Raw genomic sequence first — 22,106 nt, forward strand, 5'->3', positions numbered from 1 at the left:
GAACACCAGGACTGGGAACCACCCCGCTGGCCGGGCCATGTCCCGATCACGGAGACTGACACGGACACACGCCCGGAACAAGACCTGCCCGCACATCCCGAACCGGAACTGCCCCCGGATCCCCTCCCCGACTGGCACTCCTTCACGGCCGCACACCCATGGCCCGGCACCGCCGACACGGACGATCCCGGCTGGCCCGCGCCCCTGAACAACCCGGTCACTGAAGGTGCCGTGTTCCAAGGCGCCTAATCGACAACACCTTCATACAAGGGACAGAGGTCCGCTGCCTCTGAACGCCCTTGTAAACGGTGCAGCGCGGCCACGCTTTCTAGCAGCCCGACAACGCCCGCTGAGGCCGGGCCTGCCGGTAGAGGTACCTGCCGTGTTCTGCAAAGCCGGCGCCACCGTAGAGAGCCTGGGCGCCGGTATTCGAGGCCATCACCAGTAGCCAGAACTCCGACACGCCTCGGCGACTGCCAGCCGTAAAAAGCGCGTCGAGGACTTGCCGCCCGTAGCCACGCCGGCGGTGCTTGGCAGTTGTGGCCATGCAATAGATACCGCCCCTGCCTTCCACCAAGGCGAGGCGTCCGACGGCGGCCGGGGCGCCGTCGTCGTCCCTCACGAGAGCGTAGAGGGAAGGGCACGACGAAAGGATGCTCCGCGCGATCACCAATTCGGCGTCTCCCCCGCGCCCGTCCACCGACCACCACAGCCGGAGCCACTCTTCGGACGGCTCGTCGGAGATCTCGACGCCGGCAGCCGGGTGACCGTGCCGGATCCCGGAAAGCTCGCCGCCCGGCCGGACCATGATGAGCGTTTCAGACTGACGGGTGAATCGCTGCGCATCAAGCACCGCGTTCAGGCCGGTGCTGCGTTCGTCATCGACAATCTGGAAGATCAGCGGGAGGCGCCGGGAGCGATACCACTGGGTCGCCGCCCGGACCGCCGATTCGTGGTCATCGGCCTGCTCCCTGGGCCAGACCGAGTTTGCCCGCTGCGTGACGCCACCCGCGGCACGCATGACCCATCCGCTTGTGTCCTCACGATCCGGGGCCGGCCATGCCCGGTCCATCAGCTCCTCTATCAACCCAAGGCTCATCTCCTGGGCCATGTGTCCTCCTCAAAGTCAATCGCCGTCGTGATACGCCGAAGGCCTCCGCAGCTGCGGAGGCCTTCGGTCTACTAATACGGCTCTTTAGTCGGACTTGCCCTGCGGCTTGGCCTCAGGCTTGAAATCGACTCCGGCTTCCTTGCGCTGCTGCGCCGTGATCGGCGCAGGCGCAGCGGTCAGGGGATCGTACCCGCCGCCGGACTTCGGGAAGGCGATGACGTCGCGGATGGAGTCCACGCCGGCCAACAGGGCCACGACGCGATCCCAACCGAAGGCCATGCCACCGTGGGGAGGTGCGCCGTACTTGAATCCCTCCAGGAGGAAGCCGAATTTGGTCTGCGCGTCTTCCTTATCCAAGCCCATGAGCTCGAAAACGCGCTCCTGGACATCGGCCTCGTGGATACGGATGGATCCGCCGCCGATTTCGTTGCCGTTGCACACGATGTCGTAGGCGTAGGACAGGGCCGATTCCGGGTCCTTGTCGAAGGAGTCGAGGAACTCGGGCTTCGGGGAGGTGAAGGCGTGGTGCAGGGCCGTCCACTGGCCGCCACCCACCGCGACGTCGCCGGAAGCGACTGCCGCAGCAGCAGGTTCGAACATGGGCGCGTCCACGATCCAGACGAAGGCCCAATCCTTGGGGTCGATCAGGCCGGTGCGGTGGCCGATCTCGACCCGCGCAGCACCAAGCAGGGCGCGGGACGGGGACTTCTCGCCGGCGGCGAAGAAGATGCAGTCGCCGGGCTTTGCGCCCACCGCGTCGGCCAGTCCGGCACGCTCCGTATCCGTCAGGTTCTTGGCAACGGGACCCGTAAGCTCGCCGTCTTCCTTGAACAGAACGTAGGCAAGACCCTTGGCGCCACGCTGCTTGGCCCATTCCTGCCAGGCGTCCAGCGCGCGGCGGGCCTGCGAGGCTCCACCGGGCATGACGACCGCGCCGACGTAGGGCGCCTTGAAGACACCGAAGTTCGTGTCCTTGAAGAACTCCGTCAGTTCGGTGAGTTCCAGGCCGAAGCGCAGGTCCGGCTTGTCTGAGCCGTACTTGGCCATGGCCTCGTGGTACGTCATGCGGCGGATCGGCGTCGGGATCTCGACGTCGATCAACTTCCACAGTGCTTTGACGATGCTTTCGCCGAGCTCAATGATGTCGTCCTGGTCAACGAAGCTGGCTTCGATGTCGAGCTGGGTGAATTCCGGCTGGCGGTCCGCGCGGAAGTCTTCGTCGCGGTAGCAACGGGCGATCTGGTAGTACTTTTCGAAACCGCCGACCTGGAGCAGCTGCTTGAAAAGCTGCGGCGACTGCGGAAGCGCGTACCAGGAACCCGGCGCCAAACGCGCCGGAACCACGAAGTCACGGGCGCCTTCCGGCGTCGAGCGGGTCAGCGTGGGGGTTTCGATCTCCACATAGCCCTGATGGTGGAGCAGTTCGCGGGCCACGCGATTCGCTTCTGAACGCAGGCGCAGGTTGTGGGCGGGGCCGGGGCGGCGCAGGTCGAGATAGCGGTGCTTGAGGCGCGCTTCCTCTCCGACCTCCACGTGCTCGTCGATCTGGAACGGCAGCGGGTCCGAGGTGTTGAGGATCACCACTTTCTCGGCGATCACCTCGATCTCGCCGGTGGCGAGGTGCGGGTTCTCGTTGCCTTCGGGACGCTTGCTGACGGTGCCCACGATCTGCAGCACATATTCGTTGCGCAGGCCGTGGAAGACCTCTTCCTCGCGGACAACCACCTGGGCGACACCGGACGCGTCACGCAGATCGACGAAGGCCACGCCACCGTGATCGCGGCGGCGGCCTACCCAGCCTGCCAGGGTAACGGTCTGTCCAATGTGCTCGGAACGCAAGGATCCGAGGTCATGTGTGCGCAGCACAGCATTCCTTTCAACATGATTTTCAGCGGATCATGACAAAACGATCCCGTTCGAGTTTACCCGTATGGATGAATCGCCGCCCCATCCGGCGCTGCCCCGACCAGTTGCGGCTGGCCGGTTACCGCCCGCGGGCGCCGGTTCGGGCTTAGCGGGTGGTGATGCGGACGTGGAGATCCTCGGGGGACGGCTCCCAGCTGGCGGGATCCGCGTCCACCTGCTCGCCGGTGCGGATGTCCTTCACTTGGTGCTTGCCGTCGTCGTCCGTGAACCACACAAAAGGAATGCCGCGGCGATCGGCGAACTTGATCTGCTTGCCGAACTTCTCGGCCTTGGCCGCAACCTCGGTTGCGATCCCCCGCCCGCGCAGCTGGGCCGCGACGTCCTGGGCAGCGGACCAGCTGTCGTCGTCGTTCAGGGCAACAAGCACCGCCGTAGGAACCGAGCGGGACGCCGTCGCGAATTCCTGGCTCAGGATGCGGGATACGAGGCGGGTCACGCCGATCGAGAGCCCGACTCCGGGGAACTTGCGGTTGCCCTTGCTCGCGAGAGCGTCGTAGCGGCCGCCGGAGCAAATGGAACCGAGCTGCTCGTGGCCCACCAGGACGGTTTCTACGACGGTGCCGGTGTAGTAGTCCAGGCCCCGGGCGATGCTGAGGTCGGCAACAACCTTGCCGGGGGCGCGCTGCACGGCGGCCTCGATGACTTGTTCGAGTTCGCTGAGGCCTTCTTCGAGCAGTTCGTCCGTGACACCGAGGGCGCGGACCTGCGCCACAAAGGAGGTGTCCTCAGTGCGGATGCTTGCAAGCTTCAGGGCAAGTGCCGCCTGCTCATCCGTGGCGCCAAGCTCGGTCTTGAGCAGTTCGGCGACTTTCGCTTCGCCGATCTTCTCGAGCTTGTCGATGCTGCGAAGCACCCCGGCGGTGTCGGTGAGGCCGATACCGCGGTAGAAGCCTTCAGCCAACTTGCGGTTGTTGATGCGAAGGCGGAAGTCCGGAATGGGAAGCGCGCTCAGCGCTTCGGCGATCACTAGGGCGATCTCGACGTCATAGCGGAACGGCAGTTCGCCGTCGCCCACAACATCAATGTCCGCCTGCGTGAACTCGCGGGCTCGACCTTCCTGGGGACGTTCCCCCCGCCACACCTTCTGGATCTGGTAGCGGCGGAACGGGAAGGCGAGGTAGCCGGCATTTTCCACGACATAGCGGGCGAAGGGCACCGTCAGGTCGAAGTGGAGGGCCAAGGCGTTGGGATCCGCCTTGTCCGACTTTCCGCCCTCGCCGCCGGAGGCGTCCTCATCTTCTTGCAGTCGACTCAGGCCGTATACCTCTTTGTCGATCTCGCCCTTGCGCAGGAGTTGGCCGACTGTCTCAACGGCACGGGTTTCGATGGAGGAGAAACCGTGAAGTTCGAAGGTCTTGCGCAAGGTGTCCAGCACATGCAATTCCACCAACCGCTCCTGGGGAAGCCACTCGGGGAATCCGGACAGGGAGGCGGTACGAGCCATGGTGGAATTTTCTCCTCAATGATTACGTGGCCGGACCTGCCTCAAAGAACCACGGGCCGATTCGGCTCAGGATGGGCTGGCGCCCAGCCAGTCATGCATAAACTATGTGCGGCAGCCAGTTTATGCTTTCGGCGCCTGCACATCTAATGCAGGCGCTTGGCTTGGTTTGCCTGCGATGGAAGCATGTCCAGACAACCAGGAGGACTCTTGGCTACAAGGCCGCGGGACAACCGTGAAGCCAAACGGCGCATCAGGCAGATGGAAGCCAAGCGCGAGCTTCGGCGCGCCCAGGGGAAGCGGCGCCGTCGGGACAATGTGATCGCGGTCGGTGTGGCAGCTGCCGCACTGATCGCCGCCGTCGCACTTCAGCTCACCGTGTTCAACTCGAACCCGAGCGAGTCGGAGTTCGCAGCGGCGCAGGCCGGGCTCAATTCGCCGTCGGCGTCGCCTTCCGCCACGGCCACAAACAGCGCCGGAACCAACAGTGCGGACATTCCTAAAGCGGACACTGCGGCAGGCAAGACTTTCACTGGCCAGCTCAGCCTCAACGGCGGAATTGTGGGAGTCGAACTGGACGGCACCACGGCTCCCCAGGCCGCCGCCGTCTACAAATCCCTCACCGACGCGGGTTACTACAGCGGCCTCAAGTGCCCGCGACTGACCACTGCCGACAACTTCTCGGTGCTGCAGTGCGGCGCCAAGGGGGCGGACACCACTGATGACCCCAACTTCCACTGGGGACCGCTGGAGAACACGCCCGCCAACAACACCTACCCGGCCGGAACAATCGCCGTCGCCAGGACCGGCAACAACGCCTATGGCAACGGGCACCAATTCTTCATCGTGTACAAGGACACGGTCATTCCCCCGGATTCCGCCGGCGGGTACGCGATTGTCGGCAAGGTGACGAGCGGCATGGACGTCGTGACGAAGATTGCCCAGGCGGGCATAAATCCGGGCAGCAGCGCCACGGACGGCGCCCCTGTGGCACCTGTCACGATAGACTCGTTTTCTCTGAAGTAAACAGCCCGGACAACGGTCCACGGCTCGTTACCTTAGTAATCCCTCCAAGCGAAAGACTTTTAGCGGTGACAGACAGTCAGAAATCCGACGAAACTGCAGTAGTGGCCAACGAAGAAGAAATCCAGGCACCGGCAGCTGCCGAAACCAGGGTTGAGTCAGCCGCGCCGGTAGCGGCAGCTGCCGAAACCAGGGTTGAGTCAGCCGCGCCGGTAGCGGCAGCTGCCGAAACCAGCGTTGAACCAGCCGCGCCGGTAGCGGACGCTGCCGAGTCCGCACCGAAGCCTGCTTCTCCGACACCACGCCCGGCCCCCTCGCACGCACCATCTCCCGCAGCGTTTGCTGCCCGTCCGAAGGCCGCAGCGAGCGTGATTCCAGCCGCACCGGCTGCCCAGCCCACCGCTGTGTCGCTCGCAGAGGCTGCCAAGTGGGGGCGCGCGGAGGGCGACGGTCATGTCTTCCTGACCATCGACGGCGAAGAGCAGCCGGTGGGACAGTACCCAGGCGTGAGCACTGATGAGGCGTTGGCCTACTTCGCCCGGAAGTACGAGGACGTCGTCGCGCAGATCGTCCTGATGGAACACCGCGTGGAGTCCAAGGCTCCGGCCACGGACATGCAGAAGACGGTCGACCACCTGCGCGAGCAACTGGCTGAGCGCAACATGGTGGGCGACATCCGCACCGCGGAAACCCGCTTGGACTCGTTGGCCGGACAGATTTCTGAACTGGAGAAGTCCGAGAAAGCCGCGCACGACGCCGCTCGCGCGGCCGAACTCGCTGCACGCGAAGCGATCGTTGCGGAAGCCGAATCCATTGCGTCCCAGGATCCGTCCCAGGTCCAGTGGAAGACGTCCAGCGCCCGCATGAACGAACTCTTCGAAAGCTGGAAGACGGCCCAGAAGAACGGCATCCGGCTCGGACGCAGCAACGAGGACGCACTCTGGAAGCGGTTCCGGTCCGCCCGTACCGTGTTTGACCGCCACCGCCGCGCCTACTTCTCCCAGTTGGACAGCACCAACTCGGCCGCAAAGGTCGCCAAGGAACAGCTGATTGTCGAGGCCGAAGCCCTCTCCAGTTCGACGGACTGGGGATTCGCGGCCAGCGAATACCGCAGACTCATGGACCAGTGGAAGGCTACGCCTCGCGCCAGCCGCAAGGACGACGACGCCCTCTGGCTACGCTTCCGCGCCGCCCAGGACGTCTTCTTCAGTAACCGCCAGGCCGCCAACGATGAGATTGACCAGCAGTACACGGTCAACCTTGCCGTCAAGGAAGAGCTGATCGCTGAGGCCCAGGCCTTGCTGCCGATCACGGATCTGAACGCCGCCAAGAAGGCCCTTCAGTCCATCCGTGACCGTTGGGAAGAAGCCGGCAAGGTACCGCGCGCCGACATGGGCAGGATTGAAGCCGGCCTGCGCAAGGTCGAGGACGCCGTCCGGGAAGCAGAAGACGACAAGTGGCGCCGGAGCAACCCGGAGACCAAGGCCCGCACCAACAGCGCCCTGTCACAGCTTGAAGCTGCAATCGCCGGCCTGAGGGAAGACCTCGAAAAGGCTGAAAAGGCCGGAGACCAGCGCCGCATCAAGAATGCCCGTGAGGCCCTTGAGGCCCGCGAGGCGTGGCTTGACCAGATCCAGCGCTCGGCCAGCGACCTCGCCTAGGGCTATCTAAGCTGACAGGCCCTGTCCCGGTTATCCACATAACCGGGACAGGGCCTGTTTTCGTTGCCGCAGCCACGCGATGATTGCTTAATGGCCTCCGGATTCCCTCCCCCGAAACAACAGGATTTCCTCGCCCAGGAACTATATGAGCCCAGCCCGCTGTTCACGTGGGCCGAGCTTCAATCAATGGCTGGCGACGGCGTGCTCGCGCCGCTCTACGAGAAAAGCTTCACCCCTCCCGGACTGGCTGTCACGCCTCGGCTTCGCGCACGTGCAGCCGCCTCGGTGGTTCCGGATCGCATCCGCAGGAAAGTCATTGCGGGCCGGATGACTGCGGCCTGGATCTACGGTTGCGCCGGTGCCCCAGAGAGGCTCTCGCTCCTGGTGGACGCGAAACACCGTATCTCGAGCGTGCGATCGGCACGCGGCTGCATTCTGCACGAAGTCCGCTTGGGCCAACTGGATGTGGTCAGCATCGGTGGACTGCTGGTGACCAGTCCACTCCGGACGGCCGTGGATGTAGCCATGCACGTCGAAGCCGACAGGGCCGTGCCTGCCCTGAGAATGTTGCTCTCCCAGGACGAACTCGGCGTCCGGTTGCGGCTCCTGACGCTCGCCGTGGAGGCCTCCCCGAGGGTCCCCCACAAAAAGGCTGCGTTGCGCAAGCTCGCTGCGCTATCGCTTCAGTCTGACGCATTCCCACCTGAGGCGGCCGCCTGAGTTCCTACAGTTCAGCTCCGCCGGCGATTTCCGGTGGTCCTGTAAACATCGAAGACGCCATCGATCTTGCGAACGGCACTTAGCACATGGTGCAAGTACTTCGGATCTCCCATTTCGAAAGCGAAACGGGAGATGGCCACACGGTCGCTGGAGGTGTGCACGGAAGCCGCCAGAATGTTGACGTGGTTCTCCGACAGCACGCGGGTGACGTCCGAGAGCAACGACTTCCGGTCCAGGGCTTCCACCTGGATCTCAACCAGGAAGACGCTGGACTGGGTGGGAGCCCATTCAACTTCGACGATGCGGTCCGGCTGGTCACGGAGGTCCGAGACGTTCGTACAGTCCGTGCGGTGCACCGACACGCCCGAGCCCCTGGTTACGAAGCCCAGGATCGGATCAGGCGGGACAGGCGTACAACAGCGGGCGAGCTTGACCCAGACATCCCCGACTCCCCGGACGATGACTCCGGAGTCCGAGTACTTGGTCTTCTGAAGTTGCGAGGGGATACTGACTTCGTCCAGGTCCTCGTCGGGCGTTTCATGGCCACCAAGGTGCTCCATGAGCTTTTCCATGACGGACTGCGCCGAAGTGTGCCCATCACCTACGCCTGCGTAGAGACCTGAAATATCTACGTAGTGGAAGTCCTCCGCCACCGTGGACAGGGCATCATGCGTCATGAGGCGTTGCAAGGGCAGGTTCTGCTTCCGCATGGCGCGGGTCAGCTGGTCCTTGCCACGCTCGATGGCCTCTTCCCGGCGTTCCTTGCTGAACCACTGCCGGATCTTGTTGCGGGCCCGTGCGCTCTTGACGAAATGCTGCCAGTCCTGGCTCGGACCTGCGCCCTCGGCCTTGGAGGTGAAAATCTCCACCCAGTCCCCATGATTGAGCTCACTATTGAGCGGCACCAGCTTGCCGTTGACACGCGCACCAATGGTCCGGTGACCCACCTCGGTATGGACTGCGTAAGCGAAGTCCACCGGCGTCGAGCCTGCGGGAAGGGCCATGACCTCGCCCTTTGGGGTAAAGACAAACACTTCGCGGGCATTAATCTCAAAACGGAGGGAATCCAGGAACTCGCCCGGATCCGAAGTTTCCTGCTGCCAGTCGACCAATGAACGCAACCAGCCCATGTCGCCGTCTTTGGGGCTTCCGGGGCCTACAGCCGTCCGGTTGGGCTGGTCCTTGTACTTCCAGTGGGCCGCCACGCCGTACTCGGCGCGTCGATGCATCTCATGCGTACGGATTTGGATCTCGACGGGCTTGCCGCCAGGCCCGATAACCGTGGTGTGCAAGGACTGGTACATGTTGAACTTCGGCATGGCAATGTAGTCCTTGAACCGCCCCGGCAGGGGGTTCCAGCGCGAATGCAGGGTGCCAAGAGCTGCGTAACAATCACGGACGGAGTCCACCAGGACCCGCACGCCCATAAGGTCGTTGATGTCGTCGAAGTCCTTGTCCCGGACGATCATCTTTTGGTAAATCGAGTAATAGTGCTTGGGCCGGCCCGTGATGGTGGCCTTGATCCGGGCAACCCGAAGGTCCTCGGCAATCTGGTTGCGGATGACGCTCAAGCTCTTCTCGCGCTCCGGAGTGCGGTCCCCCACCATCCGGACAATCTCCTCGTACACCTTCGGGTACAAGGCGGCGAAGGAAAGGTCCTCAAGCTCCCACTTAATGGTATTCATGCCCAATCGGTGGGCCAGAGGGGCAAAGATCTCAAGCGTTTCACGCGCCTTGCGGGCAGAGGATTCAGCCGAAACGAATCGCCACGTCCGTGCGTTGTGCAGGCGGTCCGCGAGCTTGATCATCAGCACACGGATGTCCTTGGCCATGGCCACAACCATCTTGCGGACAGTCTCGGATTGCGCGGCCTCACCGAATTGAACCTTGTCCAACTTGGTGACACCGTCCACGAGCATCGCGACCTCGGGGCCGAAGTCACGGGTCAAGTCAGCGAGCGTGTAAGGAGTGTCCTCCACTGTGTCGTGCAAGAGTGCAGCGGCCAGGGTTGTGCCGGTGAGCCCGAGTTCGGCCAGGATCGTGGCCACGGCCACTGGGTGGGTGATATACGGATCACCGCTCTTGCGCTTCTGTCCTTGATGGCTGCGCTCTGCTACCGTGAAGGCCCGCTGGATAAGGTCGAGGTCTTCCTTGGGGTTGTTCGCCCTGACTGTCCGCAGGAGCGGTTCAAGGATGGGCGAATAGGTGCTCGCGCCGCGCCCTGTCAGCTTCGCCAGCCTGGAGCGCGTCCGTTCGCGCCGTCCGGGAAACGTCGGACGCACGCCTGGACTGTCCACGGGAACACCACCCGAGGTGCTGCCCGTAGCTGCAGAAGCGGTGCCGGGCACGGGGCTCAGGCCGTCCTCCCCGCCCGCCGGTGGCGCCGACGTCGTACGTTCCTCCACAAAAGCACCTCTCACGACTGACTTAATTCTCCCAGTCTATTCCCGCAGGTGACCTGTCCAAGAACCGGTACCCACATGACAGCGGCAGGAACCGAAAGGGCCGGTCACCGCAATTGAGCGGTGACCGGCCCTTTCGAGGGAACGCGGCTTAGACGGAGGCGGTTTCCGAGCTCGAGCTGGCGGCTGCCGCGCGTCGAGTCGCCACCTTCTTGGCCTGCTTCTGGAGCTCCGGTTCACTCTGGCGCAGCCACGCGTAGAGCGGTGCGGCGATGAAGATTGTGGCAGCGGTACCGATCAGGATGCCGACAAACAGTGCCAGGGAGAGGTCACGCAGCGTTCCCGCTCCCAACAATCCGGCACCGATGAAGAGAATCGCGGCGACAGGAAGTACGGCCACCATCATGGTGTTGATGGAGCGCACCAAAGTCTGGTTGACGGCAAGGTTCACCTCTTCGGCGAACGTGCGCCGACTGGAGGTGGCGATGTCCGAGGTGTTTTCACGGATCTTGTCGAAAACCACCACGGTGTCATAGAGGGAATAGCTGAGAACCGTCAAGAAGCCGATGATGGCCGACGGCGTCACTTCGAAATCGCTCAAGGAGTAGACGCCTGCCGTGGTGAACATCGTGACCAGCATGCCGGCAAGGGCGGAAACCGACATCTTCCAGGTACGGAAGTACAAAGCCATCAAGAGAGCGGCCAAGCCCACAAACACCGCGAGGCCAATCAGGGCCTGCTTGGTGACGTCCTGGCCCCACGTGGGGCCAATGAAGGTTGAGGTGACCTCGTTGTCCGTGACGCCGTAGGCCTTTGCCAGGTCCGTCTTGATCTTGATGGTCTGGTCATCGCTGAGTTTGTCAGTCTGGATACGCATGGTGCTGCCTGCGACGTTGGCGACGCGCGGAACTGCACCCGGGACGACGTCGTGGACTGCCTTTTCACCAGCGGCAGAATCAGTGGTCTTCACGTTGGAAACCGTGAACTCGGAACCGCCCCGGAAGTCGATTCCGAGGTTGTAGCCGCCCTTGACCACTGGCAGAAGGATGGAGATCGCCACCACTACTGCGGCGATGATGAACCAGATCTTCTTGCTGGATACGAAGTTGTAAGAGCGCTTGCCCGTGTAGAGCTCGTTGCCGAACTTTGCGAAGCTCGTGGTCATTACTTCTCCTCCTTGGTTCCGTTGGAAGAACCAGCCAGCTGGGCTTGCTTTTCCGCGAGCCGGCGCTCGGCGATGGTCATGCGACGCTCGGCTTCCGCAACGGCACCCGTGTTGCGGGCGCGCACGACGGCGGGCTTCTCAGCCGGCGTGCGGAGCCTGCCCGCACCGCGGTACAGCGGCAGGGCGCCAAGGCGCTCAGGGTCCAGACCGGAGAAGCGGTGGCCTTCGCCGAAGAACTTGGTCCGGGCCAGCACCTGCAGGGTCGGGTGCGTGAACATGAACACGACCAAGAGGTCCGCCAGCGCGGTGAGGCCGAGGGTGAAGGCAAAGCCGCGGACGTTTCCAACAGCGACGAAATACAACACCAAGGCTGCGAGCAGGTTGACGGCCTTGGAGGCAAGGACCGTTCGCTTGGCACGCTTCCAACCGTTCGCGACGGCGGACACGAGGCCCTTGCCCTCACGAAGTTCGTCACGGATGCGTTCGAAGTACACGATGAAGGAGTCGGCTGTTTGGCCAATGGCCACGATGAGACCTGCCACACCGGCCAAGGACAGCCGGTAGTTTTCAGTCCAGCCAAGAATCGCGATGGCAAGGTACGTGAGTCCGCCGGCCACCACGAGGGAGAGGATGGTGACGAAGCCCAAGGCTCGGTACTGGAAGAGCGAATAGACCACCACGAGCAGGAGGCCGATCACGCCGGCCATCAAGCCAAGACGCAGCTGCTCGCCGCCGAGGGTGGCGGAAATCTGCTCCTCGGACTGGATATCGAAGCTGATGGGCAAAGCGCCGTAGCGAAGCTGGTCTGACAAGGCCTGCGCGGACGCTTGCGTGAAGTTACCGGTGATCTGCGGCTTGCCATCGGTGATGACGGCGAGGGCACGCGGCGCGGAAATGACTTGGTCATCCAGGACGATCGCGAACTGGGCCTTGGGGTCGTTGCCGCCCTGTGCCTGCGATGCCACGTAGAACTGGTTGAGCCTCTGGGTAACGTCCTTGAAAGTCTTGGTGGCGTTGGCATCGAACGTGATAGTCACGCCCCAGGCATTGGTCACCGAGCCCTGTGCGCCCTGGACGGGATCGAAGGAGGACGAAACGATGTCCTGGCCCTTCACCTCGACCGGGCCAAGGATGTACTTGACGGCAGGAGTCTTGGCCGTTGCCGGCTCGCATGTCACCAGCGGCTTGGCGGGATCTGACCGTGGCTGCTTGTCCTGGGCGGGCTTGACACAGTCCAGGGCTTCGAAGGCCTTGTAGACGTCCGCTGTCACCCAGTTGGTGTCGCTGGCGTTGGTCGGCGCAGCCGTGGGCTTCGGCAGGCTCGCGTCCGGCGTCCGCGACGCCACTGGAACGGCCGCAGGGTCTCCCGCTGTGATAACGGGACGGAAGTTCATGTCCGCGGAGGCCTGGATCAGGGCACGGGTTTCCGAGCTGGGCGTGCCTGGGAGGCTGACAACTACGTTGCGGCCGGACTGTGTGGTGATTTCCGCTTCGGCAACGCCTGAGCTGTCAACGCGTTGGCGAATGATCGCCACAGCCTGGTTCAGCTGTTCCTCGTTGATGCCCGAGGAACCCTCGACCTTTGGCGCGAGGATCATCTGCGTGCCGCCCTCAAGGTCAAGCGCGAGCTTTGGCGCCCAGCTTGCATGACCGGTGAGGACTCCCCCAGCGAGGACTGCTGTCAGTACAGCGAATATTGCGACAAGCCAGATCAGCACCCTGCGGGCTGCGTTTTTTTGGCCGGTTCGTGCCATGTTCGATCTTCCTGTTGATGACGGAACAGCCGCCGGCGCGCTTTTGTGAGCGCAGGCCAGCGGCGGTTCATTGCCGTAGGACTATTCCCGCTGGTGATGCGGGTACGGACTAGCTGTCCTTCTTGCCCTCGCCATTGAGGCGCTTGAGGGTTTCCTCCGGGGTCTCAGCGGGTGCCGGCACATCGGCGTCAGCAACCGTCAGGGACGACGCGTCATCCGGAACGTCAACAGCCGCTTCCTCGGTGGGCTCAACAATCTTGGTAACGGCCTGGCGGTGCACCGTGGCCAGGTTGCCCGGAGACAGTTCAAGGACAACTTTGTTCTCAGCGTCGTCCATCGAGACGATTCGGCCGTACAGTCCGAAACTGGTCATGACGTCAACGCCAGGCGCGAACTGGGACTGCAGCTTGGCCTGCTGTTGCTGCGTCTTCTTGTTCCGGCGGAACATCATGAAGATGAAGACGCCAAGCATGGCAAACAGCAGGATTGTCATTGGATCCACAGGGAAGTTCCGTTCTTTACTTACGTTTTTGGTTTCACGGCCATGTCTGCCCGGTGGATCCGACGGCCGTGGAGCTTTCCCCCACTTGGCCGCACAATGCTCCGACGGGCGGGCACAGAACCAAGGACTCGAACGTGCCGAGTGTCATACCAGTCTAGAGGCTTAAGCTGAATGGATCGTGCTAACGGCCGGTGTCGATGCTTTCTGCCTCTTTTTCGCTGCCCTCGAACAACGCCAGCGGGTCCTGCCCGAACACACCGGCCGGCACGGCATATCCAAGGTGCGTCCATGCCGAAGCCATGGCAATCCTGCCGCGCGGCGTCCTCCCGAGTAGCCCCTCACGTACGAGGTACGGCTCAGCAACGGTCTCGACCGTCTCAGGCTCTTCGCCGACGGCGATCGCAAGGGTGGACAGCCCCACCGGACCCCCGTTGAACTTGGTGATCAACGCTTCCAGTACGGCGCGGTCCAAACGGTCCAACCCACGCTGGTCCACTTCATACATGTCCAAAGCGGCGGAGGCGGCCCGGGCGTCGATCTGTTCGATACCGTGGACCAGCGCCCAGTCCCGCACGCGGCGCAACAGCCGGTTGGCGATACGCGGTGTTCCACGGGAACGGCCGGCGATCTCGCTGAATCCGGCCGAATTGACCTTCAGGTCAAGGAGTCCGGCCGAGCGGCGCAGAACCAGCTCAAGCTCCGCCACCGAATAGAACTCCAGATGTCCGGTAAATCCGAAACGGTCACGCAGCGGTCCGGGCAGGAGTCCGGCCCTGGTAGTAGCGCCGACCAGGGTGAAGGGCGGTAGCTCCAGCGGGATAGCTGTTGCCCCGGCCCCCTTGCCCACCACGATGTCCACCCGGAAATCTTCCATGGCCATGTACAGCATTTCCTCGGCAGGCCGCGACATCCGGTGGATTTCGTCGAGGAAGAGAACCTCGCCTTCCGACAGGGAAGAGAGGATGGCCGCCAAGTCTCCGGCATGCTGGATGGCTGGACCGCTGCTGATGCGCAAGGGAGCGTTCATCTCGGCGGCGATGATCATGGAGAGCGTGGTCTTGCCCAACCCCGGGGGGCCTGAAAGCAGAACGTGGTCCGCGCTGCGGCCCCGCATCTTCGAGGCTTCCAGGACGAGCGAGAGCTGCTTGCGAACGCGGTGCTGGCCGACGAAGTCGTGGAGGTTCTTCGGGCGTAGTGCGGCCTCGATGATGCGCTCTTCGGGTTCCTCTCCCCCGGTAACGAGGGACTCCTCAGCCACGGCTGCCTACCCGGTTTCCCGCGCGGGCACCATCCTGGCCGAGCCAGCGGAGGGTGGCCCGCAGGATGTGCGCGACATTGCCGGCGTCCGCAAGTTCGGGGGAATCCGCCATTGCCTTGTCGATGCTGCCGGCGGCGTCCTTCTCAGACCAGCCGAGACTCGTCATGGCGGCGACCACTTGCGGCTTCCAGACCGCTTCAGCCGCGACGGCGGGGGCAGCCCCTGGCACGGTGCCATGTGGGACGAGCTTGCCGGCAAGTTCCAGGACGATCCTGCCGGCCACCTTGGGTCCAATGCCGGGAACCCTGGTGAATGACTTGGCATCACCGGAATGCGCAGCCACGCGGATCGCTTCGGGCTCATGCACGGCCAACACTGCGAGGGCCAGGCGCGGCCCCACCCCGCTCACACTGAGCAAGACATCGAAAACTTCCCGTTCGTCGTCGTTCGAGAAGCCAAAGAGCGTCAGGGAGTCCTCCCGGACGATCAACGAGGTAAACAGCTTTGCTTCCTGGCCGACATGCAGATGGCTGAGGGTCTGGGGCGTGGCGTAGACGCTCATTCCAGCACCGTTGAGATCGATGACGGCCGTGGACAGGCTGACGTGTGCCACGGTTCCGCGGAGAAAACTGATCAAGACCCGGCTCCTGAAGTACTGCCCCGTGCATGCTGCGCCGCGGGCTATCCGAACATATCTACGAATACCCTAGCAAGGGCCAACGACAATTAGCGGGCACGGCGCGCTTTCGCCTCGGCTTCGGCCCAAGCCCTCTGGGCCGGCGTCAGCGCGCTGCTCCCTGGTCCGGTAGTGGCAACCGCGGCGCCGCTGCCCGCCCGCCACGCGTGTGTGACGGCGAGGGCCAACGCATCCGCGGCGTCCGCAGGACGGGGCGGGGCGTCCAGGCGCAGGATCTTGGTGATGAGTTTTGTCACGGCCTCCTTGTTGGAGGTGCCGCTTCCAGTGACGGCGGCTTTGACCTCCGACGGCGTATGGAGTGCCACCGGAATGCCGCGCCGCGCAGCAGCGGCAATGACCACACCGGACGCCTGGGCCACGCCCATGACCGTGCTGACGTTCAACTGGGAGAAGACCCGTTCCACCGCAAGGACGTCGGGTTTGTACAGGTCAAGCCATTCGTCGATGGCCTCAGCGATGACCAGCAACCGCTGGTCCAATGACTGCTCCGGGGAGGTTCCCACGACGCAGACAGCCACCATGGTGGCGCGCCGGTTCCGTTCGACGTCGACCACTCCGATGCCGCAACGGGTGAGGCCCGGATCGACTCCCAATACGCGAAGAGTCAAGTCCGGGCCTCCCTGTTTGATGTCACGCTGAGTTGCAAGAGAGCGCTACTCGGCTTCGAGCGCAGCCTGGACTTCCTCGCTCATATCCGCGTTGGTGTAAACGTTCTGGACGTCGTCGAGATCTTCGAGGGCGTCTACGAGCTTCATGAACTTCTTGGCGCCGTCGAGGTCCAGCGGAACCTGCATGGACGGCACAAACTCGGCTTCGTCCGACTCGTATTCGATGCCGGCTTCCTTGAGGGCGTCCCGGATTGCCTGGAGATCGGTGGGCTCCGAGTGGATTTCCCAGTTTTCTCCGCTGTCCTTGACTTCCTCGGCGCCGGCGTCGAGTACGGCCATCAGGATGTCGTCTTCGCTGAGCCCGTTCTTAGGCAGGTTGACGACGCCCTTGCGGGTGAAGAGGTAGCTCACGGAGCCGGGGTCGGCGATAGTGCCGCCGTTGCGGGAGATGGCGAGCCGGACCTCCGAGGCAGCACGGTTCTTGTTGTCCGTGAGGCACTCGATCAGAAGAGCGGATCCCTGCGGGCCGCGGGCTTCGTACATGATTTCCGTGTAGTCGACTACTTCGCCGGTCAGGCCGGCACCGCGCTTGATGGCGCGGTCGATGTTGTCCGCGGGTACCGACGTCTTCTTGGCTTTGGTGACAGCCAGTTCAAGGCTTGGGTTGCCGGCGAGGTCCGGTCCGCCCATGCGGGCAGCGACTTCGATGTTTTTGATCAGCTTGGCGAACGACTTGGCGCGGCGGCTATCGAGGATGGCCTTCTTGTGCTTGGTCGTCGCCCATTTGGAGTGGCCTGACATGCTTTAAACTTCCCCTCTGATCATTCGAATAAACAGTTCATGCACGCGCTTCTCCCCAGTCACTTCCGGGTGGAAGGAGGTGGCCAGCAACCGACCTGAGCGCACTGCAACAATTCTAGCCAACCCATGCAAAGCGTCCGTGTGGGCGGCTTTGCCCGGTTCCACTTGGGCGAGGACTTCGACGCCGGGACCCACGCGTTCAACCCACGGTCCGCGGATGAACACTGCGTGGACAGGATCAACTCCAGACTCCCCCGCGCTGAATTCAAGCCCCTTGAAGTCAAGGTCGGTTTCAAAGGATTCGCGCTGCCGGCCGAAAGCGTTGCGACGGACCGTGATGTCCAATCCACCGAAAGTCTGCTGCGGATTGCCGGCGAGGTCCGTGGCGGGATCGGCGATGTCGTCCGCCAGCAGGATCATGCCCGCACAGGAACCGTAGACGGGCAGCCCGGACGCGATCTGCTTGCGAATGGGATCGGCGAGTTCAAAGATGCGCGCCAATTTGTCGATAGTGGTGGATTCGCCACCGGGAATAATGAGGCCGTCAATATCGTCGAGCTCTACCGGACGCCGGATGCCGACGCCGGTGGCACCGGCTGCTTCGACGGCGTGAAGGTGCTCGCGGAAATCGCCTTGTAAGGCGAGGACGCCGATGCGCAGGCCGGAGCCCACGCGTGATGACGCCTCGGAAGGGGGGTTGGTCATTCGACCATCATAATGCGCTACCGATGCCGGGCTGGCCTTGGCAACCCGATTGCAGGCCTGCGGCACATGGTTTATGCACCAACTGGGATATATTACAGAGCATGTTTTCGTTCACCGTTCCACTCGGCAAGCTGGTCCGCGCTGTGTCCAGGCTTCGCGGCGGGGGTTCGGCTCTGCCTGGCCTCGTGGTCGAGAAGATCGATCCGGGCTTCATGCAACGGACGCTGTCCTCGCTCCCCCACGGCGTGGCTGTGGTGAGCGGGACCAATGGCAAGACGACCACCACCAAAATGGTGGTGGAACTGCTTGAAAGCCAAGGTCTGAAGGTCTTCACCAACCGCACAGGCAGCAACTTCACCCGCGGCGTGGCAGCGGCGCTCTTGGGTGAGGTGGACTGGCGCGGCAAGCTGGACGCCGACGTCGCGGTGTTGGAACTTGACGAGGCACATGCCGTGCACTTCGTGAACAAGGTACCGCCGCGCTATTGCCTCCTCCTGAACGTTCTTCGCGATCAGCTGGACCGCTTCGGCGAAATCGACACGACCGCGTTGCTTCTTCAGAGGATCGCCGAAAGGACCACGGGAACCGTCGTTCTGAACCGCGAGGATCCGCGGGTCGCCCGGATCTCAGCGACCATTACTGGTCGCGAAGTGCTCTACTTCGGTTTGGACGAATCGCTTCGCAGCACCTTCCCGAACGACGACGACATGCGCACCGCGACGCCGGGAACCGGCGCCCAAGGTAACGTTCCCGCCGCCGAAACAGCCGACGTCGTGCTCCGCCGGGTCGGTGCCGACGAAGCGGAATTCGAGTTCGACGGCGAACGGGTCACCACCCACATGAAGCTCCGCGGCGTCTACAACATCTTCAACGCCGCCGCCGCCCTGGTGCTCGCACGGAGCATCACCGGGACAAGCGGCAAGCCAGGCGACGCCGCGAAGCTGGTCAAGGCCCTCTCTGAGGTCGCTCCGGCGTTCGGCCGCGGGGAAAGCCTCGTGGTGGACGGCCAGCCCCTTGAGTTGGTGCTGGTGAAGAATCCCAGCGGCTTCCGGCTCGGCCTGAAGTCCTTCCCGGCGAAGGGCTACGCGTCCATGATCGCCATCAATGACAACTATGCCGACGGCCGCGACATGTCCTGGCTGTGGGACGTTGAATTCGAGTCCCTCCGCGAGGACGGCGTGGACGTCCTCACCGGCGTCCGCGCGTACGACATGGCCCTGCGGCTTCAGTACGACGAGGTCCGTTTCGGCTCCGTGAACACAGACATCCCCGCGGCCTTAGCTGAATTCATCCGGGGTTCGGCAGGCAAGCCGAAGCGGGTTTTCTGCACTTATACTGCGATGTTGGCCATTCGGCGTGAACTCTCCAAAATCACCACAGTAGAGGTGGTCTCATGACCTCGGCCGAAGACACCGCACAGCACGCAAGCAAAGGCACCATACGGGTACTGCAGTTGTATCCCCGTGCGATGAACATCTACGGGGACTGGGGCAACTCCCTCGTCCTGCGCCAGCGGCTGCTCTGGCACGGCTACACGCCCGAGCTCCTTGAGTACAACGTGGGCGACGACTTCCCCGAGGATGTTGACATCATTGTCGGCGGCGGTGGACAGGACAGCGGCCAGATCGTCATCAAGGACGACCTCCAGGCACGCGGCGACCAGCTCCGCGGGATGGCGGAGGACGGAACGCCCATGCTGGTCATTTGCGGGCTCTACCAGCTTTTCGGCAAGTTCTTCAAGACGAAGGCCGGCCCGGTCATCCCGGGGATCGGCATCCTGGACGTCGAAACCGTCGGCACCGATGAGCGGCTCATCGGCAACGTCACGCTCACCTCACCTGAGTTCGGCGAAATCCTGGGCTACGAAAACCACAGCGGGCAGACCTCGTTGGGCCCCGGCGTCGAGCCCCTCGGCACCGTATCCAAGGGCGCCGGCAACAACAGCAAAGACGGCCATGAAGGCGCCCGGCACGGCAACGTCGTTGCCAGTTACCTGCACGGATCCCTGTTGCCAAAGAATCCTGCCATCGCCGATTTCCTGATCCGCACCGCCGTCGAACGCAAATACGGAACCTTTGTTCCGGGGACGCCCGACGACGGCTTTGCCCGCCTGGCGCGCGAACACGCGGCGCGGCGTCCGCGCTAGCTGCACATCCGGCGAAGATCGTTGTGGACCGCGGCCCTGCATGAAAGGGTTGCTTGATGACGAACCCTCTCTTGGAGCCGAGTACCCTTCCCTTTGGATTGCCGCCCTTCGCATCGATCCGGGACAGCCACTACGCCGAAGCAGTGGGTGCGGGGCTCGCTGAGCATCTGGCCGAGATCCAATCCATCGTGGACAATCCGGAACCCGTATCCTTCGAAAACACGGCGGTTGCGATGGAACGCTCTGGCCGCCTGCTGGAGCGGGCAGCGGCGTCCTTCTTCACATTGGTTTCCGCCGACGCTTCGGAGGCCATCCGCGAACTCGAAACCGAGCTGTCTCCGCGTTTCTCTGCCCATCAGGACGCCGTCTACCTCAACCGCGGACTATACGAACGATTCGCAGCCATAACCACTTCAGGGCTTGATGACGAGTCCATCCGGCTGGTCCAGGAGTACCTCAGGGAATTCCGTCAGTCCGGCATTCAGCTTGAACCGGATGACCAGGAAAAGCTGAAGGGCCTCAATACGGAGCTGTCCCGTTTAGGCACGGAGTACGGGCAACGCGTCAAGGAAGCCATGAAGGCCGCGGCCCTCTTGGTGGATGACCCCACGGAACTTGCCGGCCTGCCAGCGGACGAAATCGCCAGCGCTGCCGAAGCAGCACGCGCTGCCGGACACGAGGGGAAATACCTCCTGACCCTCATACAACCGAGCAACCAGCCTGCTTTGGCTTCCTTGGAGAACCGCGAACTCCGCCGCCGTTTGTACGAGGCGTCCATCGCGAGGGGCAGCGACGGTGGCAGCCTGGACGTCTTGGAACTGGCGAAGGCGATGGTGCGTTTGAGGGCCGAGAAGGCGGCCCTTCTCGGGTTCGGGAACTACGCCGAACTGGTCATGGACCGCCAGACTGCACCCGATTTCGGGGCCGTGCAGGCGATGCTCAACCGGCTCGCTCCTGCCGCAATCCGCAACGCCGACACCGAAGCGGGTGCCTTGGCGCAGAGCGCCGGGCACCCGCTGGAAGCATGGGATTGGGCGTACTACTCCTCGAAGGTCCGGCGGGAGCGCTACGCGGTGGACGAGCAGCTTCTGCGGCCCTATTTCGAATTGGACCGGGCGCTGGTGGACGGAGTGTTCTTCGCAGCCACGAGCCTCTTCGGTGTTACTTTCCACGAGCGGAAGGACCTTGAGGGATACCACCCCGATGTCCGCGTCTGGGAGGTGCGAAACGAGGACGGCACAGAGTTGGGCCTCTTCCTGGGCGACTACTACGCGCGGGACTCAAAGCGCGGCGGCGCGTGGATGAACTCGCTCGTAGAACAGTCGGCACTCCTGGGTACCAAGCCAGTGGTGATCAACAACCTGAACATCTCCAAACCGCCAGCCGGAGAACCCACCCTTCTGACCTTGGACGAAGTCCGGACCACTTTCCACGAGTTCGGCCACGCCCTGCACGGGCTCTTTTCCAAGGTTACGTATCCACGGTTTTCCGGAACGTCAGTGCCCCGGGACTTCGTGGAGTATCCGTCACAGGTCAACGAGATGTGGATCATGTGGCCCGAGATTGTCTGCAACTATGCCCGGCACTACGCCACCGGCGAACCGCTCCCCCAGGACATCATTGACCGCCTCAACGAGTCCAGGCTCTGGGGCGAAGGCTTCACCACCACGGAGTACCTCGGTGCAGCCCTTTTGGACCTGGCCTGGCACGTGTTGGAAGAAGACGTCGTTCCGCAGGATGCGCAGGACTTCGAGGCCAAGGCATTGGCTGCAGCCGGCGTGGCACACTCCCTCATACCGCCCCGGTACCGCACGGGTTACTTCCAACACATCTTCGCCGGCGACTCCTACGCAGCCGGGTACTACTCCTATATCTGGAGCGAGGTGCTGGATGCGGAAACGGTGGACTGGTTCACTGAAAACGGTGGACTCCTGCGCAAGAACGGCGACCGATTCCGGGCTGAACTCCTCTCCCGGGGCAACAGCCGGGATCCGTCGGAATCGTTCCGCACACTCCGCGGCCGCGATGCCACTCTGGCGCCCCTCCTCAAGCGCCGCGGACTGGACTAGCTGGGTCGACCCAACTGACTCGCAGTAAGTGTCGTTTTGGGCCCGGCAAAGTCAACTGGTCAGAGCAACGCTCGGGTTTAGGCTGCCTGCAGCAGCTGGTTGAGCCGGTTGGCTGGG

18 protein-coding genes and 1 pseudogene are annotated in these 22,106 nt (G+C 63.2%); 7 read left to right on the top strand and 12 right to left on the bottom strand.

Annotated elements, in window-relative coordinates; translation table 11 throughout:
- Positions 1 to 249 (top strand): annotated as a pseudogene (locus tag OOZ51_RS21065) (hypothetical protein); the annotation flags it as partial.
- Positions 250 to 328: 79 nt separating this feature from the next.
- On the opposite strand, the gene OOZ51_RS21070 reads toward OOZ51_RS21065, so the two are convergent.
- The 3 genes from OOZ51_RS21070 to hisS all read right to left on the bottom strand — a co-directional run bounded on the left by OOZ51_RS21070 (position 329) and on the right by hisS (position 4,481).
- The gene (locus tag OOZ51_RS21070) at positions 329 to 1,111 is read right to left on the bottom strand and encodes a GNAT family N-acetyltransferase (RefSeq protein WP_265981864.1); all 783 of its coding nucleotides are present in this window, start codon (positions 1,109 to 1,111) and stop codon (positions 329 to 331) included.
- An 84-nt stretch (positions 1,112 to 1,195) separates the two neighbouring features.
- Positions 1,196 to 2,977: an aspartate--tRNA ligase gene (gene aspS / locus OOZ51_RS21075; protein ID WP_265981866.1), complete on the bottom strand. Its 1,782-nt coding sequence runs from the start codon at positions 2,975 to 2,977 to the stop codon at positions 1,196 to 1,198.
- Between the two features lie 145 nt (positions 2,978 to 3,122).
- Positions 3,123 to 4,481, bottom strand: coding sequence for a histidine--tRNA ligase (gene hisS, locus OOZ51_RS21080; RefSeq protein ID WP_265981868.1), 1,359 nt, complete (start codon positions 4,479 to 4,481; stop codon positions 3,123 to 3,125).
- Between the two features lie 207 nt (positions 4,482 to 4,688).
- Here hisS and OOZ51_RS21085 point away from each other — a divergent pair, with 207 nt between their 5' ends.
- From OOZ51_RS21085 to OOZ51_RS21095, 3 genes are all read left to right on the top strand, one after another.
- A complete protein-coding gene (locus tag OOZ51_RS21085) occupies positions 4,689 to 5,504 on the top strand; it encodes a peptidylprolyl isomerase (protein ID WP_265981869.1) in 816 nt (271 codons plus the stop codon).
- A 65-nt stretch (positions 5,505 to 5,569) separates the two neighbouring features.
- Positions 5,570 to 7,162, top strand: coding sequence for a DUF349 domain-containing protein (locus tag OOZ51_RS21090; protein WP_265981870.1), 1,593 nt, complete (start codon positions 5,570 to 5,572; stop codon positions 7,160 to 7,162).
- Positions 7,163 to 7,252: 90 nt separating this feature from the next.
- The gene (locus OOZ51_RS21095) at positions 7,253 to 7,882 is read left to right on the top strand and encodes a type IV toxin-antitoxin system AbiEi family antitoxin (RefSeq protein ID WP_265981871.1); all 630 of its coding nucleotides are present in this window, start codon (positions 7,253 to 7,255) and stop codon (positions 7,880 to 7,882) included.
- A gap of 11 nt (positions 7,883 to 7,893) precedes the next feature.
- Here the strand turns inward: OOZ51_RS21095 and OOZ51_RS21100 are convergent, their stop codons facing one another.
- The 9 genes from OOZ51_RS21100 to pdxT form a co-directional block, all read right to left on the bottom strand.
- Entirely contained in the window at positions 7,894 to 10,287 is a 2,394-nt protein-coding gene (locus OOZ51_RS21100; protein WP_323054819.1) for a RelA/SpoT family protein, read from the bottom strand.
- Positions 10,288 to 10,435: 148 nt separating this feature from the next.
- Positions 10,436 to 11,449, bottom strand: a complete 1,014-nt coding sequence (secF, locus tag OOZ51_RS21105) for a protein translocase subunit SecF (RefSeq protein ID WP_265981872.1) — start codon at positions 11,447 to 11,449, stop codon at positions 10,436 to 10,438.
- Entirely contained in the window at positions 11,449 to 13,203 is a 1,755-nt protein-coding gene (secD, locus tag OOZ51_RS21110) for a protein translocase subunit SecD (protein ID WP_265981874.1), read from the bottom strand. The genes secF and secD overlap by 1 nt, the downstream gene beginning before the upstream one ends.
- A 109-nt stretch (positions 13,204 to 13,312) precedes the next feature.
- Entirely contained in the window at positions 13,313 to 13,696 is a 384-nt protein-coding gene (yajC, locus tag OOZ51_RS21115) for a preprotein translocase subunit YajC (protein ID WP_265981876.1), read from the bottom strand.
- A gap of 190 nt (positions 13,697 to 13,886) precedes the next feature.
- Positions 13,887 to 14,963, bottom strand: coding sequence for a Holliday junction branch migration DNA helicase RuvB (gene ruvB, locus OOZ51_RS21120; RefSeq protein ID WP_265981877.1), 1,077 nt, complete (start codon positions 14,961 to 14,963; stop codon positions 13,887 to 13,889).
- A complete protein-coding gene (ruvA, locus tag OOZ51_RS21125) occupies positions 14,956 to 15,600 on the bottom strand; it encodes a Holliday junction branch migration protein RuvA (protein WP_265981878.1) in 645 nt (214 codons plus the stop codon). The genes ruvB and ruvA overlap by 8 nt, the downstream gene beginning before the upstream one ends.
- A gap of 89 nt (positions 15,601 to 15,689) precedes the next feature.
- Positions 15,690 to 16,268, bottom strand: a complete 579-nt coding sequence (gene ruvC, locus OOZ51_RS21130) for a crossover junction endodeoxyribonuclease RuvC (protein WP_184734994.1) — start codon at positions 16,266 to 16,268, stop codon at positions 15,690 to 15,692.
- A gap of 45 nt (positions 16,269 to 16,313) precedes the next feature.
- Positions 16,314 to 17,069 carry a YebC/PmpR family DNA-binding transcriptional regulator gene (locus tag OOZ51_RS21135; protein ID WP_028267166.1) on the bottom strand — a complete coding sequence of 252 codons (756 nt, stop codon included), beginning with the start codon at positions 17,067 to 17,069 and terminating at the stop codon, positions 16,314 to 16,316.
- 3 nt (positions 17,070 to 17,072) lie between these two features.
- Positions 17,073 to 17,774 carry a pyridoxal 5'-phosphate synthase glutaminase subunit PdxT gene (gene pdxT, locus OOZ51_RS21140; protein ID WP_265981881.1) on the bottom strand — a complete coding sequence of 234 codons (702 nt, stop codon included), beginning with the start codon at positions 17,772 to 17,774 and terminating at the stop codon, positions 17,073 to 17,075.
- A 101-nt stretch (positions 17,775 to 17,875) separates the two neighbouring features.
- Here pdxT and OOZ51_RS21145 point away from each other — a divergent pair, with 101 nt between their 5' ends.
- From OOZ51_RS21145 to OOZ51_RS21155, 3 genes are read left to right on the top strand one after another with little or no spacing between them, the layout of a single operon-like run.
- A complete protein-coding gene (locus OOZ51_RS21145; protein ID WP_265981883.1) occupies positions 17,876 to 19,171 on the top strand; it encodes a Mur ligase family protein in 1,296 nt (431 codons plus the stop codon).
- The gene (locus OOZ51_RS21150; protein WP_265981884.1) at positions 19,168 to 19,920 is read left to right on the top strand and encodes a type 1 glutamine amidotransferase; all 753 of its coding nucleotides are present in this window, start codon (positions 19,168 to 19,170) and stop codon (positions 19,918 to 19,920) included. Before OOZ51_RS21145 ends, OOZ51_RS21150 begins: the two co-directional genes overlap by 4 nt.
- 56 nt (positions 19,921 to 19,976) lie before the next feature.
- Entirely contained in the window at positions 19,977 to 21,989 is a 2,013-nt protein-coding gene (locus OOZ51_RS21155) for a M3 family metallopeptidase (protein WP_265981886.1), read from the top strand.
- Positions 21,990 to 22,106 lie beyond the last annotated feature (117 nt).

Source organism: Arthrobacter rhizophilus (genome assembly GCF_026241105.1).
Classification (GTDB): Bacteria; Actinomycetota; Actinomycetes; order Actinomycetales; family Micrococcaceae; genus Arthrobacter.